The following is a 14,786-nucleotide window of genomic DNA, read 5'->3' as shown; positions in this document are numbered from 1 at the left end:
CTACCTGGCGATAAGAATTTGTAATTTGCCGCCCACAATCTGGGCATGATCAGCTAAATCACCAATCCATTGGACCAGCTTATAAAGGAAAACCACTTCAATTGGTGGTAAATCCTTTTCCAGGTCAAAAATGCGGTGTCGGATATCCGCCAATTTGTCATCACTGTCGTGCTCGATTTCATCGAGAGTCATTATCATTTCTTCAACGATTTTAACTTCGCTTCCACGAAAACCGCTTTCGAGCAATTCGTCCAGTTCATTGATGGCTTTGCAGGCCTGTTTGGCTGCATCAAGACAACGGTTTAGAAAAGGCATGAACACGACAGACAACGCGTTTGGAATAATCATCTGACGGCTGACAATTAATCCTGCGATATCTTGCGCTTTATTGGCAATTCTATCCTGAGCACTCAAGAGTTCCAGCAGGTCAGTGCGTGACACAGGTAAGAAAAGACCGGTAGGAAGATGAAGCCGTAAATCGCGCTTTATCATATCCGCCTCTTTTTCAAGAGTTGATATTTTATCCTTGATATCGCTGGCGCTTGGCCAGTCAAGTGTTAGCACTGCTTCAAAAAAAGGCAGGAGCTGCTTTGCGCATTGAGTTACCTTGCGCATGTGTTGCTCAATAGGACGGATAGGTGAAGGTCCGAACATATTAAAAATGCGTGTCATGAATTTGCTATCACCTTATTCGCGATGCCGCGATTATATACTTGTCCTCATGCAAGATGCAATTTGCGATTCATATTTTTCGTTATAATTTTCGTGCTATGCTCAAAATGTCAGTGATATGAATCAGGGAGAGCTGTTCACATGAGACGCTTGATATGGATATTATTTTTTTTTACAGGAAGCCTGTTTGCCGCTCAGATGGTTACCAAGGTTATCGAGCTTCATTATCAGCAGGCCGATAATGTAATCCAGTTAATTCAGCCCTTATTATCTCAGGGAGAGGCAGTAAGCGGCAGCGGTCAGACCTTGATTCTTAAAGTCACCCCTGACACCTTAACCCAGCTTCGTGAAGTGCTTCATAAACTGGATCAGCCCCCAGTGACTTTTGAAATTGCCGTATTCCAGGGTGACCCTGACTGGCTGAGTACGCAAAACTCTAATACGATAAGCATCAGTACCTCGTCCAATCAAAACCAGCAGCGCTATCAGTCGGTCAAAGTAATGAATGGCGAATCCGCATTTATCAGCACCGGGGAAGACCAGCCAGTAATCAGTAATGTTGGGATTGGTTTCTGGAGTGCTGGTGTCAGTTACGACCGGCGTCTGGTTCAAACCGGATTGATGGTTGAGCCATTACTGCAGGGGCATAAAGTCAGACTCTCTGTTAAGCGAATTCGCGAACAGGATACGCAAGTTAGCGATCAGAGCTTTAACCAGCAGCAGGTAATGACCACTGTAATGCTGCCTTTAAATGAGTGGGTACCCCTGGGAACTGCTCAAGGTGAACCAGCCGCTGATCAGAATACCGAAGTCATTCGTGCCGGTACTCCGTTTACCCAAAATTCAACGCTATACATTAAAGTGAAAGTGGTTGGCAAGTCCAGTTCCGGGATAGAAAAATAGAGAATGTTCATTAAACTATGTCATTACTCACAGCACGCCGTCATCTCGAACGCAGTGAGAGATCTCAGAATGCTGGCACAAACCAAGATTTGGGAGATCTCTCACTGCGTTCGAGATGACGTGACATGACACAGTTTGATGAACACTCTCGAAAAACAAGGCTTGTTGAAAATAAATGGTCTTTGTGGTAATATTTTGATCAAGTTCAGGGCTGATCAACATTGCAAATGCTTAAATTTTTAATGAGTCATTGTGGTTTTTTTTCGACTGAATCTGAGCACACAGCCCCGTCAATGAACTACTCCATGGCAGATTTTATTTATAACTCAGAGAACAAATCCAGGCTCTATCTTGCAGAGACAATAAAACAGGACCGGTCCTCCGGGCTGGGTTCTGCATTGGTCATCTAAATAAAGTGTGTCTCGACAAAATCGAAGAAATTAATCGTCCACTGCTGTACGCTCCTGCCTGATAGCTCTATTTCAGTTCAGTTTTACTATTGTACTTAATATCTTCCCCATGATTGTAGCGCTTTATTTTGTATTGAAACCGCCAATAGAGCAGGAATACGCTGCTTAAAGCTCCAATCATCATTCCCCACCAAAGCCCTGTGGTTTTCATATTGAATTGCATAGCGAAAACATAGCCGATGGGTAAGGCAAGCAGCCAGAAGCTGAAGATTGAAATCAGCAAGGTGAACCGCGTGTCTTTTAAGCTTCTTAAGGCGCCAAAGAGGGCTATCCGCACTGACTCTGCCATTTGGAACAAAGCACCGACGGCAAGGATTCTGGCAGCATCGTGAATAATGGAATAATTTTCCGGTTTGCTCAGGTCAAAATCGACAGAAATAAGTATGTAGGGTAAGAACCAGTAACAAAGTGCCACCAGAAACATAAAAGCAAAAGAAAGGTTTATCCCGGCAGTCGCTGCTTTTTTAGCGGCTTGCGTCTCTCCCGCACCCAGTAAATGGCCCATGCGAACCGTTATGGCCTGGGCAATTGAAAAAATAACCGACATCAGGGTGCCAAGATATTGCATTGCAATCTGGTTAGCGGCTAATAGTTGGCTGCCAAAAAAGCCCATAATCAGGGTCAGGGTGAAAAAGAAGCCGACTTCAATGCAGTACATAAACCCGATTGGGCAACCGATACGCAGCAGCTCGAACACATAGGATGGCTTGCTGGCATTAAACAGTTTTTTAAAGTAGGGATGGTAGGATTTATCCATAAATAAATAAAATGCCAGCAAAACTACCGTAATCCAGTAACCAATAGTCATTCCCCAGCCAGCTCCGGCGATTCCCAGTGCCGGCAGCCCCCATTTTCCAAATATCAGCAGATAACTGAAAAGGATATTCATGGCGACATAGACCACACTGAATTTTAGGATGACTCTGGCATGGCCAAGGCCAATAATGATTTCAAATAATGCGGTCATAATAAAAGTGGGTAAAAGCCCCCAGCTGATGGCATGCAGATAGGCTTGTGCTGAAGAAACCACCGCCGGACTTTGTCCCAAAACCAGAAACACCGGTGCCATATTGCGGAAAATCAAGAAGCTGGGGATAACCAGAATAAGCGCAAGCCAAAAGCCGTCTCTTACCACCCGCGTAATCCCCTGATGATCTTTGGCGCCAAATTTATGAGCCACCAGGATATTAATGGAACTTAATGTTCCAAAGAGAATGACCACAAAGGTTCCAAAGAGCCAGCTGACTAATGATCCGGCGGCCAGAATGTCGGGACCTAAGCGGGAAAGAAAAACCGTTTCAAAAAAGAAAACCCCGGATTGCAGAATACCGGTCAAAGCCAGCGGGATGGCCAGCTTAATCAGAGGGGAATAGTCATTTTTGAATCCATTCATAGTATCAGGCCGATTTTAGTTTTATTGGGATTACCAAGTGAGTCATCGTCAGTTTTTTGTTCTTCATTCAGTATAGTAGCAAAGTCATTCTCAGGAAATTTAATACCTTGACAATCCATGAGATTGACCAAACAATAGCGGCTTATTTGACATTATCAGGTTAAATTCATGCAAATTATCAGTATAAAAGGCCGTGAGATTCTGGATTCCCGCGGTAATCCTACTGTAGAGGCTGACGTAATACTAGCGAGCGGTGAAATGGGGCGTGCTGCTGTTCCTTCCGGTGCCTCTACGGGTAGTCGAGAGGCCTGTGAACTCCGTGATGGCGATAAAGCACGCTATGCGGGTAAAGGGGTCAGCAAGGCAGTTAATTTTATTAATCAGGAAATTAATCAGGCACTGCAAGGCTTTTCAGTGGAAAAGCAAGACCAGATTGATGAAACACTTTGTCAGCTGGATGGCACAGAAAATAAATCACGCCTGGGAGCCAATGCGATACTGGCGGTGTCTCTGGCTTCAGCACGCGCTTTCGCCTGTGCCCGTAAAGAGCCTCTTTACATGAGTCTTAACCAAGGCCAGCGTATGTCAATGCCGGTTCCGATGATGAATGTCTTAAACGGCGGGGCGCATGCGGATAATAATGTCGATATCCAGGAATTTATGCTGATGCCGGTAGGGGCTTCGGATTTCTTCAGTGCCTTGCAAATGGGAACCGAAGTGTTTCACGTTTTGAAAGCGGTTTTGAAAAAGCAGGGTTTGAATACGGCAGTAGGTGATGAGGGAGGTTTTGCTCCGGATCTGAAATCAAACCGTCAGGCACTTGATATGTTATCCCAGGCAGTAGAACAGGCTGGGTATAAATCAGGTAAGGATCTGGTGTTTGCACTGGACGTTGCGGCTTCCGAACTCTATAAAGAAAATTCCTATCATTTGGCTTCCGATAATAAGACCCTGGATAGCGCTGGCTTGATTGCTTACTACGAAGAACTGGTTGCCAGTTATCCCATCGTCAGTATTGAAGACGGTCTGGATGAAAATGACTGGGATGGATGGCGTGAGCTGACCCGTCGGCTGGGAAATAAAATTCAATTGGTGGGTGATGATTTGTTTGTTACCAATCCCCGTATTTTACAAGAGGGAATTTCTCAAAAGATGGCCAATGCGATTTTAATCAAGTTAAATCAGATTGGCACGCTGACAGAAACACGCCAGGCTATTCAATTGGCGCAGGCTAATGGCTACCGCTGCGTGATGTCTCATCGTTCCGGTGAAACCGAAGATACCTTTATTGCTGATTTGGCGGTGGCTACAGGTTGCGGGCAAATTAAAACAGGTTCGCTTTGCCGTACGGATCGCGTGGCTAAATACAATCAATTAATAAGAATCCAGGAGCAATCCGGATTACCCTATGCTGGTAATGTATTTTCATAATACCTCGATTCTGGACTTGGGCTATAACTTTGCTGAACTGGACTCCACAAATCCATAAAGCAAAGTTATACTGGAACAACCGCTTATTTGATTACACGCATATGCGCTCAATTATTGTCATATTACTGGTAGCTCTTATCGGCCTGCAGTACAAACTCTGGCTAGGAGAAGGGAGCATTAGCCAATGGCGTCAGCTGGATAATAAAATTGCTGAAAAAACAGTCGAGAACGAGCAGTTGCTGGCGCGCAATCATGCTATTGAAGCTGATATTCTCGAATTGAAAAGCGGCGAGCAGGCTTTGGAAGAGCAGGCGCGTTTTGAGCTGGGTATGGTAAAGGATGATGAGGTGTATTATCAGTTCATTGAGTAATTTCCTGCCTGATTACATGACTAACTAATAGGGATCCATTCCAGATTGGCAGGAACCAAAGGAGGGCTTTCCCATAAACTGATGACATAACCACCGCCGCCTGAACCGGTAGGTTTTACGGCCAAGGCACCAAGATTTTGAAGATTCTGAATATGATGACCTAAATTCTCGCTTATCAGCCCCCAGTCTTTAAAACATTGCCCAGCTTGCTGAATCGCATCGCTCAACAGGGTTAAACTGGCAGGTGAGTACTCCTCTTTCAGTGCCTTGCGGCATTTATCAACCGCGTCCTGCATGGATAAATCAATGCCTTCTGCCTGAGCGCTATCGGATTGCCACAACTGATTAACCTGGTTAATGCAGTGCGAAGTGAAGCCTATTTGCCCGCAAGATGATAAATACCAGACAGGTTTCCATTTTTGCACCATCGGGCTTACCTGACCTTGTTTAAAAGCAATACCTGATTCAGCCGAAACCCCAGCGATATCCAAACCGCTGCTTTTGCCATGAAAGAGATTTTCGAGATTTTTTGCAAAAAGGGAAGTGGTTTCAGGAGTGATCAACTTTTGAGCCGCGAACCAGCGTGCCATTGCCACACAAAGAGCTGCGGATGCCCCCATCCCCACGCCAACCGGAATGTTGCAATGCAGGTGAAAATGTCCGGTTAAACGATTTAAAGATTGGCCCAGCAATTGCTGACCCTGCTCGAGTACGCTCCAGAATAAAAGGTGCATGTCAGCGCCATTGGGCCCTTCATAATTGGCGCTTAGCTCTGAATCCGAGGGTTTATAACTGAATATCAGCTTTTTTTCCCTAATTGGAAATACCAGTGCGTCATGGCCTCTCAATACAGCGTGCTCACCCGCTAAAATCCATTTGCCATATGTTGTTGTTTGAAATTCATAAAACATCATAATTTCCAACCAAGTGTTGTTGTTTAAAGCGCTGGGACAGTTGTTCCTGATCGGGTCGGTAAAGTAAATGAATGTTAGGGCCAGCGTCCATAGTGACAATAGGACCGTCACCTTCTTTTTCCCATAGTAGCTGTAAGGATTTTAGCAGGGATTTGCTATCCGCTGTCATATAAGTGAATGGTTTTTCACAGGTAGCAAATAATTGATGCATGTCATGAAACTCGCGCCAGCAAATCTGAAAGGCATCGGCCCAGTTTTTTGCTTGTAAGGCGTTTAGCAATACTTTGAGATTTTCTACTGCTCTTTGTGTGCGTGTTGCATAGTGCTTGCTGGTTTTAACCAGACGATGCGCTTCACTTGAGGAGATTTGCTTTTCTTCCCGGCTAATGACCACTACCTGATGCAGTAATTGCTGATAGGGCAGGTCAATGGCCTGCACGCTGTCATCCTGCCAAAGAGCCCAGGGAGCAAAAAAAGAACGGCAGGAGGAACCAGAGCCTTGCCGGCTGAGATTTGCTGCTTGTGCAATAGGCGGCAACGGAATATTTTTTAGTTCACAAATTGCTCGGATGGCGCATTTGGTCAGGGCTGCAAAACTGGATGCAGAGCTTGCCAGGCCGCTGCCATGCGGAAAGTTATTCGATGAACGCACTAAAAAAGAGCCCTGATAATCAAAATGATTTTTTAGAAAGGCCAGGTGCTTTAAGAAGCGCTGCTGAGAAGCCAGGGATAATTCAAAGGGCATCGCGCCTGGTAAATGCAGTGGCTCCCAAAAATCCTGTCTGCCAGAATGACTATCGAGAGTGACATTGCTCAATAAATTGGGAAGCGTATAGGATAGGGACGGATTCGCGGGCAAATTGCTGTTATCATCCTTTTTTCCCATGTATTTTATCAGGGCTATATTTGACGGGGCCTGAGCAAACCATTGCATTAATTATTCTCCTCGCAGTTAATGACCGGGGGCGTCATTCCAAAGTATTTTATGCAGCTGAATCTGAAATCTGACCGGCAGTCGATCGGCTACAATCCAGTCTGCCAGAGTGGTCGCAGGCAATTGGTTCCAGCTTGGAGAATAAAGAATCTGGGTGCGTTCATGTAAACGTTGTTCTCGCAAAAGCTGATTAGCCCATTCGTAATCTTTACGACTGCATAATACAAACTTTATCTGGTCAGTAGGTTTTAAGTAGTCAATGTTGCTAAATAAATTTTTAGCACATTCACCGGAGTCCGGTGTTTTTAAATCCATTACGATCATAACCCGCTTGTCAACGTTTTCTATGTTGCGTGCGCCGCTGGTTTCCAGGGAAACCTGATAACCCGCATCACAAAGTTGCTGCATTAGGGTTAAACATCCTGGCTGAGCCAGAGGTTCTCCACCGGTGACGCAGACATGGCTGCATTCAAAACTGGCCACTTTTTCAAGAATAGCTGCAATTTCGGTGTTTTCCCCGCCATTAAAGGCATAGGCTGTATCGCAATACTGACAGCGAAGAGGACAGCCGGTAAGCCGTATGAAAACTGTCGGCAGGCCGACAGTGGTTGATTCGCCTTGTAATGAATGAAATATTTCAGTGATACGCAGTTGGTTGTTTAATTTGGTCATGAGGTACTAAGAGTATGTAATTTAGCCAGAGCGAGCTGTGCCGTGGGAGTGTCAGGATAATTTTTTAATACTTGCTGTAAGCTTTGTTTGGCTTCGGTTTCTCTGCCTGATGCCGCCAGCGCATAGCCCATTTTCAGGGTGCAGGCTGCCGCTTTGCTGGATGAAGGGAATTGTTTGAGTACCAGGTCAAAATGGCTAATCGCTTCGGCGTAATTTTTCTTGACCATGTATAATTCGCCCAGCCAGTAATGCGCATTGGCTGTGTAGCCTCCATGGGGATACTGAGCAACAAAAGTATTCATTGCGGCCAAAGCATTATCAAAATGCTTGTTCTTTACTAATTCATAAGCGGCAAGATAGCTTAATTGTTCATCGGCAGGATTATTTTTAGCGGAAGGGATTACCGCAGTATTTATTTCGGTTAATGCTGTATTGCTTTGCTGAACTGATTTAACTGCAGTCGGGGCTGCAGAAGGTGCTTGATTGACGCTTGCAGTCGGCGGTGTTTTGGTTTCCAGCTTTAATTCAGCTGGATTTTCATTTCGGGCAATGGATTTGGTCTGAAGCGTGTTGCTAAGTCTTGAATCGAGATCTTTGTAGAAAGACAGTTGCTGTTGCTGAAGCTGTTTTAATTCATGGGACTGCACTTCCAGTTGACCGCGAAGTTCCTGTATTTCCTGCCTCATTCCCTGAAGTTTATCCAGCAATTCTGCATTTTCACTGTGAGTCAGCTCATTATCCTGGACCAGAGCAATCTCTTCTTCAGGATAACTATCGTCAAGCTGTGCCTTGGCAACAGGCTGCTGTTCCATATCAGCCTGCTGTTCATCGAGAATCGCAAAGTTTTCGCTGTCATCCACTACAGGCGCTTCTGCAGCAGCCTGTAATGGAAGTAAACCAGCGAAACACAACGCGAGAAAGCGATGCTTCATTTGAATCATCTTGTCGCCTCATAAATAAATTCTACACGACGATTTTGCATGTGAGACGCATCGTCGTGGCCAAAATTAGCTGGACGCTCCTTACCATAACTGACCACGCGAATTTGCTGTCTGCTAACCCCAGCCATACGCATTAACTCAGCGACGGTGTTTGCACGGCGCTCACCCAGCGCAATATTGTATTCACGGCTGCCGCGCTCATCCGTATGACCCGCCAAAAGCACGCGTGCACCTGGATGAGATTTTAAATAATCGGATTGCGCATTTAAAGAGGCCATGTATTTAGGTGCAAATGTGGAGTCATCGTAAGAGAATAAGTATAACTGATTATGGGGCGCCTGAGTGGTATAGGATTCACCTGGTTCCTGACCCGCAAAACGAGTAAACTGGCCCAGACCGTGTGCCGAAGCATCAGTATCACCCATGCCGGAGTAATCACCAGCGCTGCCTGGGGTTTTTGAACAGGATGCCAGCAGGACGATGCTTGCTGCGACCAGTCCCAGTTTTAAAAATGACTTAGCTCTCATCCTTTTCTCTCCTTCTTATTCTTGGTTACAAATATTATTCGGGGGATCAAAATTTAATTCGCCCTAATGGCGAGCCATTGTACAATTGTTTTTGTATTTTCGCCATGATTTTAAGAATGGATTGAAGTGTACTATAAATCGAAGTGCGTCAAGACGTTACAAACTGTCGTCAATTGTTGCTTTAGGTATTGCAGTAAGCAAATGCTAAGTCTCTGCAGATTGATCTCTCTAGTCTAAACTTAAAAATAAAGTGTAGAGTTAAAGATGCCAAGCAAAAACGAACTTATTGACGGGTTTCTACAAATGGTTCATCAGGAGAATCGCCGTCTCAAGCCGGGTGAGTCTCATTTTGACTGGATTGTGGACGAATTGCTCGGAACAAGTGAAAGGGTTCTTCAGGATTTCTTTAGCAAAATTGCTGACCATGCCTACTCAAATAAATTAGTGGATAGGCATACAAGTTCTAATCAAACTATTTGGAATGTCTATACCATGTTAGTGGCCAAACATTTTGCCATGAATATGAGGAGAGACACCAAATTACTCAATATGATAAAAGAAATGGGTCAACATCGAGCCTTTATGGCTGATTTATTAAAGCATGGAACGGATGACGAGCGTCCAAAATATGGAAAAATAAGAGGCGAAGAATCATCACCAACGGAAATTTGTCTTGAGTTCATAGGGCCCAAAAACACTACGTATAGTAAATTTTACAATCCAATAATGCAGCGTTTAGCGCAGGACTTCGCTCCACAGGATTTTGTTTCCAGAGAATTGGAAGCTGAGACCGGGCGCCAATTGATATCCCCTTCCTTACACTACGTAGCTCAAAAATTTGAACTTGGAAAAGGTCAAACTGTAAAGTATAAAACTACTTGTCGGGATGAAAAGCCAGAGCTGAGCGATCAGTTCAATGTCCACATCTTCGAATATAAAAATACCCAGTATGTAAGTTTTACCTATCCTATGATGGATGCTAAGCCCCTTTCAGAGCAGATTCAAAAGCCTCAGGAGCTATTTGAAACACTTCTCAAATGGGATGTGAAAAAAGATCCCGTCGGTTTTTATAAAAATCTTGCGGTCTTAAATCGGGAGTTGTACCGCATACTTCCTATTCGATTAGGTTCAGCGGCTTTGGCTGAATGGATAATTCTCTCAATAGCTCAGGCGAAAGATGTTGATCTTGGAAACGTTAGAACAATGGAGATCCCGCGAGACTTTATGGCGTTTGCCACACGAAGCAGCGAATCATATGCCAATTGGTATCTTGATAATGTATTTGAAAATGTCAGGAATACGGTTCACGACAATTTTAAAAACTCAATCGTTCGCTATGTTCAAACTATGCGCAATGAATTGCCTGCCGACTCGCCAGCTCTGATGAACCTCAATGCGATGTATAATGAGTTTAAACAGTTGGAGTCATCCAGTATAAGTGCTTATCAGGAATTGATTCAAAGGCTGCGCAACAATCACCCTGTAGAGCATATTTCCTGTAAAATAGAGCATTTTTTTGATGAGGAAAATTACCCTAAACAGTGGGTGCCACCAGAGATGAGCCTGGATGATCCTTTATTATCAGCCGTTAAAGCGCAAATTGATATTCTGAGAGACGAGAGAGCGCGATTTTTTAAAGCCAGTAAAGGGCTTAAGGCCGAGAAACAAGCGGGGCTTAATCTGTTGCTTACTCTGATACCGGAATATGGATTACGCGGAGCGCTTGTCAAAGTTTTGGAGAAATATCCTGATATAGAAAAGGGCAAGGGAAGCAGGACAAAAGCAGTGTTAGACAAGTTGAGGGATAATTTACCTCCTGAAGAGGTCACGAGCAGACCTTCCTGTACGGATTATAAAGTAGCAGTTGACGGTATTAAATCGCAGCAACAAGCTCCTGTGGGAGAGAGCGCTCCCGATTTGGAGCTGTCATCAAAAGCCAGTAGTAGCAGTGGAAGATAGAAACATTGCTTAAATTTAATGGGAATCATTTTTAACATGATTTAATACAAACTTCGTAACCCCGGCTGTAAATAATCCTGTGGCCTGGTTCGCGGCAATAACACCGCCGTAGGGTGTCTCGCTTGGACAGGGAATATGCAATTCAATTATTCTGGAAGCGATAATACGATTATCACTAACATGTGTTAAAACAATCTTGGCAGTGAAATCAAGCTGGCTGGGCTTTTTGAGAAAATTCTGCTGTAATTCCAATAGTTGTGTATCGAGACGATAATCGGTTAATTCCGAAGTTGCAGTCGAAGCGACTGCATAGAAATAGCCGCTTTTCTGCAAGCTCTGCACCATGAGAGGTAAAAGCATATCGGCGGGTGGCCCCATCCAGGCATTATGGACAAAATTGCTGATTTCAAAGGGCTTATCGGTATACAGCATCTCTTCGGTGTCATAGCCGGTTGCAGCATCCGGATGGGTTATCAGAATGGAAGCATGGACCGGCTTACTGGCAGCTTTCTCGCTGCTGAAGCTTTCCAGTTTATATTCATTGGTAACTGTCGGTTTAACCGCACATCCTTGCAAAAACAGTATGCTGGCAATCAGGCCAAAGCTTCCGATTAATCTATTCAAGTCACTCTCCCGGTCCGGCTTTGGGCGTTGCAGTTCCCCGAACTACCACAGCAGGATTTTGGCGCATTAAGTTACTGACTTGTTCCAGATTAGCTGCAATCGTATTTAAACGGCGAATCAGAACAACGGCAGGCGGTATGGTTTGTTGTGAAATTTTATCCAGGGTGGTTTTGCCGGCATCCATAGCGCTGCTCACTTTTTCCCCTGCTTCACTAATTCGTTCTGTCATTACATTCAGTTTTTCCACCCCTTGTTTCACATCGCGGATAATCGCCGGCAAATCTTTACTCGCTTGGGCGAGATTGCGGGTCAGAACGTCTGTGCTTTTCAGGGTATTGTTAATGGTTTCGTTATTTTTAGCCACCACATCAGAAAAGCCCTCCAGGTTTTTTAAGGTGTTTTTAATATACAGGGCATTTTCATCATCAAAAATTTTATTAATCTTGACCGTAACGCCATTTACATTCTCAGCGACTTCTTTTAATACGCTATCCAACTGATAAAAAAGAGAAGGCTTGGCTGGAATAATGGGATAAGGTTCTTTGGGAATCTTTTTCAAGGGAGTGAGTTCAGAGGAGGAGGCTGATAAACCCACATAAGTTGTACCGGTAATCCCCTGCGAAATTAATGTGGCGGTGGTACTGGTGGTTATGGGGGTCCCCTCCTCAATATTCAATAAAATTTTAACTTGCTGAGGATCGATCTGGCTTAATTCAATTTTGGCAACTGAACCCACGGGCACGCCATTGTATTTCACCGGCGAGTCTTCACTGAGTCCAGAAACTGCTTCGTGGATATACACTGCATATATCTTGTATTTTTTCTGATCAAAACCCACTGATAGCCACAGGGCTGACGCCAGCAGAGCCGCAGTAAGAATGACAACAGTTAACCCGACGATAGTGTAATTTGTTTTAGCTTCCAAGGAATATTAGCTCCGATGGCAAATGCCAGTAGTTTAAAATTTACTAAAGTATTCAGCAATCAGTGGATGCGGATTTTTCATTAATTCTTTTAAAGGCTCCACTGCCAACACTTCTCCATTCCCTATAAAAGCAACCCGATCGGTTGATTTTAAGGATTCAAGATCGTGACTTATCATCACAACGGTTAAGTTTAATGTTTTACGTAAAAAAAGAATCAGTTCATCGAACTGACGAGCCCCTCGCGGGTCAAGACCGGTCGTTGGTTCATCCAGAAATAATAATTCCGGATCCATAGCGATGGCTCTTGCCGCGGCTGCTCTTCGCTGCATACCGCCGCTTAACTCGGAAGGGTACTTGCTCGCTGATTCTTCCGGCAATCCGACCAGCGACAGCTTGAGCATGGCCAGTTTTTCCATAAACTGCTTGTCCATGGCCGTGAATTCACGCATAGGAAACGTTATATTTTCCAAAACAGTCATGGCCGAAAACAAGGCGCTATGTTGAAATAACATGCCCCAACGTTGACGCAAGGTATTGGCTTTACGCACAGAAAGGGTCGATATATCCTGACCAAAAATCTTAATCTCGCCTTCAGTTGGCTTTAAAAGCATCAACAAACTGCGCAATATTGTGGTTTTACCGCTGCCGCTCCCTCCGATAATCGCAAGAATTTCTCCCTGATTGACAGTTAAATTGACATTCTTATGAACCCAGTGCCCGCCCAGTTTGTTTTTTAAACCAGTTACTTCAATTACAGGGGCAGCCATTATAAATCCATCCAGCTGTAAACCACTGAGAATACGGCATCGGCAATAATAATCAGGAACAAGGCCTGAACAACGCTTTTGGTCGTTTGACTTCCGACGCTGTCAGCACTGGATTCCACTTGAAATCCCTGGAAACAGCCTACCAAAGCAATCAGAAAGGCGAAGGCCGGTGCTTTATAAAGGCCTAACATCAATTGAGATAAGCCAACTGAATCTTTCAGGCGGGCGAGGTAGTCGAAATGGTTGACGCCAAGCATCCATTTTGACATGAACATCGCTCCAAACACACTGAATACATCGGACCAGAAAATCAGTAAGGGAAAAACAATCAGCAGGCCAATGACTTTGGGCATGACCAGCAACTCAGTAGGGGATAAGCCCATTGTATAAAGGGCGTCAATTTCTTCATTGATTTTCATGCTGCCAATCTGGGCAGTAAATGCTGAACTGGTGCGGCCCGCTACGATAATGGCGGTAATCAGCGGGGCGAACTCTCTGAAAATCGCCATTCCTGATAAATAAGCGATAAAGATGTTGGCTCCATAAGTTTGCAGCTGAAGCCCCATTTGATAAGCCAGTACAACACCAATTAAAAAAGAAAGCAGTGCCACGATCGGAAGAGCTTTGATACCAGCTGAATCGATAATGGAAACAATGCTCGGGAACTGAAAGCGCCGCCATTGCCCAAATGCTTCAAACAGTTTGGTGCTCAGATCGCCAAGCAAAATAATAAAGCCGTCAGCCTGATTAATTTTATGAATGGTTTCCTGACCAATCATCTCAAGAATGGGCTGAGGTTTTGCTGGGGGCACATGAAAATCAAGCACTTCCTGTTTTTCAGCAATCAGTTTAAGCAGTTCCGATTGCTGGGTATTAAAATCTTCCAGCTCCGCTTTTTTGTGGTGCTCTTTCAGAAATAAAATAAAATTATGCAGCGCTAATGCGCCTGCACTATCAAAATGCTTAAGCTGTTTTCCATTGATACGCAGGCTATCCGACTCTGGCAGCTTTTCTTTTTGCACTGCCTCAATGAAGCCATTCAGAGTGGAGACGGTCCAGGATCCTGTGCATTCATATCGCTGATGCTCTTCGTCATATTTAAGCCCGGCGTCTGAGAGTACTTTAGTCATGATTGCATTGGCTATAAGAATTGTTCAGCGCAGAGAATACAAGCATTCTGCCAGCCATTTAATTATCTCGAATAAACTATTTACGTAGAGTATCTAGGCGCGCATTTTTTTTCAATCATAAAATTCGAGAGTGTTCATTTAAACTGTGTCAT

15 protein-coding genes are annotated in these 14,786 nt (G+C 44.4%); 4 read left to right on the top strand and 11 right to left on the bottom strand.

Going from position 1 to position 14,786, the window contains the following annotated elements; all coding sequences use genetic code 11:
- Positions 1 to 672 carry a TIGR00153 family protein gene (locus E1O89_RS05600; RefSeq protein ID WP_133139314.1) on the bottom strand — a complete coding sequence of 224 codons (672 nt, stop codon included), beginning with the start codon at positions 670 to 672 and terminating at the stop codon, positions 1 to 3.
- 141 nt (positions 673 to 813) lie between these two features.
- Here E1O89_RS05600 and E1O89_RS05595 point away from each other — a divergent pair, with 141 nt between their 5' ends.
- A complete protein-coding gene (locus E1O89_RS05595; RefSeq protein ID WP_133139313.1) occupies positions 814 to 1,575 on the top strand; it encodes a type II/III secretion system protein in 762 nt (253 codons plus the stop codon).
- A 477-nt stretch (positions 1,576 to 2,052) separates the two neighbouring features.
- Here E1O89_RS05595 and E1O89_RS05590 read toward each other — a convergent pair whose 3' ends face one another.
- On the bottom strand, positions 2,053 to 3,438 hold the full coding sequence (locus E1O89_RS05590) for an MATE family efflux transporter (RefSeq protein WP_133139312.1): 1,386 nt from the start codon (positions 3,436 to 3,438) through the stop codon (positions 2,053 to 2,055).
- A gap of 168 nt (positions 3,439 to 3,606) precedes the next feature.
- On the opposite strand from E1O89_RS05590, the gene eno reads away from it, so the two are divergent.
- Both eno and ftsB read left to right on the top strand, forming a co-directional pair.
- Complete coding sequence (eno, locus tag E1O89_RS05585) at positions 3,607 to 4,869, top strand: phosphopyruvate hydratase (RefSeq protein WP_133139311.1); 1,263 nt, start codon at positions 3,607 to 3,609, stop codon at positions 4,867 to 4,869.
- 101 nt (positions 4,870 to 4,970) lie between these two features.
- Positions 4,971 to 5,240 carry a cell division protein FtsB gene (gene ftsB, locus E1O89_RS05580; RefSeq protein WP_058522223.1) on the top strand — a complete coding sequence of 90 codons (270 nt, stop codon included), beginning with the start codon at positions 4,971 to 4,973 and terminating at the stop codon, positions 5,238 to 5,240.
- A 20-nt stretch (positions 5,241 to 5,260) separates the two neighbouring features.
- Here ftsB and E1O89_RS05575 read toward each other — a convergent pair whose 3' ends face one another.
- From E1O89_RS05575 to pal, 5 genes are read right to left on the bottom strand one after another with little or no spacing between them, the layout of a single operon-like run.
- Entirely contained in the window at positions 5,261 to 6,151 is an 891-nt protein-coding gene (locus E1O89_RS05575; RefSeq protein ID WP_133139432.1) for a mevalonate kinase, read from the bottom strand.
- Positions 6,141 to 7,088, bottom strand: coding sequence for a diphosphomevalonate/mevalonate 3,5-bisphosphate decarboxylase family protein (locus E1O89_RS05570; RefSeq protein WP_133139310.1), 948 nt, complete (start codon positions 7,086 to 7,088; stop codon positions 6,141 to 6,143). Before E1O89_RS05570 ends, E1O89_RS05575 begins: the two co-directional genes overlap by 11 nt.
- An 18-nt stretch (positions 7,089 to 7,106) precedes the next feature.
- Positions 7,107 to 7,760: a 7-carboxy-7-deazaguanine synthase QueE gene (gene queE / locus E1O89_RS05565; RefSeq protein ID WP_112220024.1), complete on the bottom strand. Its 654-nt coding sequence runs from the start codon at positions 7,758 to 7,760 to the stop codon at positions 7,107 to 7,109.
- The gene (ybgF, locus tag E1O89_RS05560; RefSeq protein WP_112220023.1) at positions 7,757 to 8,701 is read right to left on the bottom strand and encodes a tol-pal system protein YbgF; all 945 of its coding nucleotides are present in this window, start codon (positions 8,699 to 8,701) and stop codon (positions 7,757 to 7,759) included. The genes queE and ybgF overlap by 4 nt, the downstream gene beginning before the upstream one ends.
- Entirely contained in the window at positions 8,698 to 9,228 is a 531-nt protein-coding gene (gene pal, locus E1O89_RS05555) for a peptidoglycan-associated lipoprotein Pal (RefSeq protein ID WP_112220022.1), read from the bottom strand. The genes ybgF and pal overlap by 4 nt, the downstream gene beginning before the upstream one ends.
- Before the next feature lie 264 nt (positions 9,229 to 9,492).
- Here pal and E1O89_RS05550 point away from each other — a divergent pair, with 264 nt between their 5' ends.
- Positions 9,493 to 11,187 carry a hypothetical protein gene (locus E1O89_RS05550; RefSeq protein ID WP_133139309.1) on the top strand — a complete coding sequence of 565 codons (1,695 nt, stop codon included), beginning with the start codon at positions 9,493 to 9,495 and terminating at the stop codon, positions 11,185 to 11,187.
- Between the two features lie 15 nt (positions 11,188 to 11,202).
- Here E1O89_RS05550 and E1O89_RS05545 read toward each other — a convergent pair whose 3' ends face one another.
- From E1O89_RS05545 to E1O89_RS05530, 4 genes are read right to left on the bottom strand one after another with little or no spacing between them, the layout of a single operon-like run.
- Positions 11,203 to 11,811: an ABC-type transport auxiliary lipoprotein family protein gene (locus E1O89_RS05545; RefSeq protein ID WP_165483072.1), complete on the bottom strand. Its 609-nt coding sequence runs from the start codon at positions 11,809 to 11,811 to the stop codon at positions 11,203 to 11,205.
- A gap of 1 nt (position 11,812) precedes the next feature.
- Positions 11,813 to 12,736, bottom strand: coding sequence for an MlaD family protein (locus E1O89_RS05540; protein ID WP_133139308.1), 924 nt, complete (start codon positions 12,734 to 12,736; stop codon positions 11,813 to 11,815).
- Positions 12,737 to 12,769: 33 nt separating this feature from the next.
- Positions 12,770 to 13,504: an ABC transporter ATP-binding protein gene (locus tag E1O89_RS05535; protein ID WP_133139307.1), complete on the bottom strand. Its 735-nt coding sequence runs from the start codon at positions 13,502 to 13,504 to the stop codon at positions 12,770 to 12,772.
- On the bottom strand, positions 13,504 to 14,634 hold the full coding sequence (locus tag E1O89_RS05530; protein ID WP_133139306.1) for an MlaE family ABC transporter permease: 1,131 nt from the start codon (positions 14,632 to 14,634) through the stop codon (positions 13,504 to 13,506). The genes E1O89_RS05535 and E1O89_RS05530 overlap by 1 nt, the downstream gene beginning before the upstream one ends.
- Between the last annotated feature and the right edge of the window lie 152 nt (positions 14,635 to 14,786).

Origin of the sequence: Legionella genomosp. 1 (genome assembly GCF_900640215.1) — a bacterium.
GTDB classification, from domain to species: domain Bacteria; phylum Pseudomonadota; class Gammaproteobacteria; order Legionellales; family Legionellaceae; genus Legionella_C; species Legionella_C quinlivanii_A.
The sequence above is the reverse complement of the archived record's forward strand: the minus strand, read 5'-3'. Positions and strand labels throughout refer to the sequence as shown.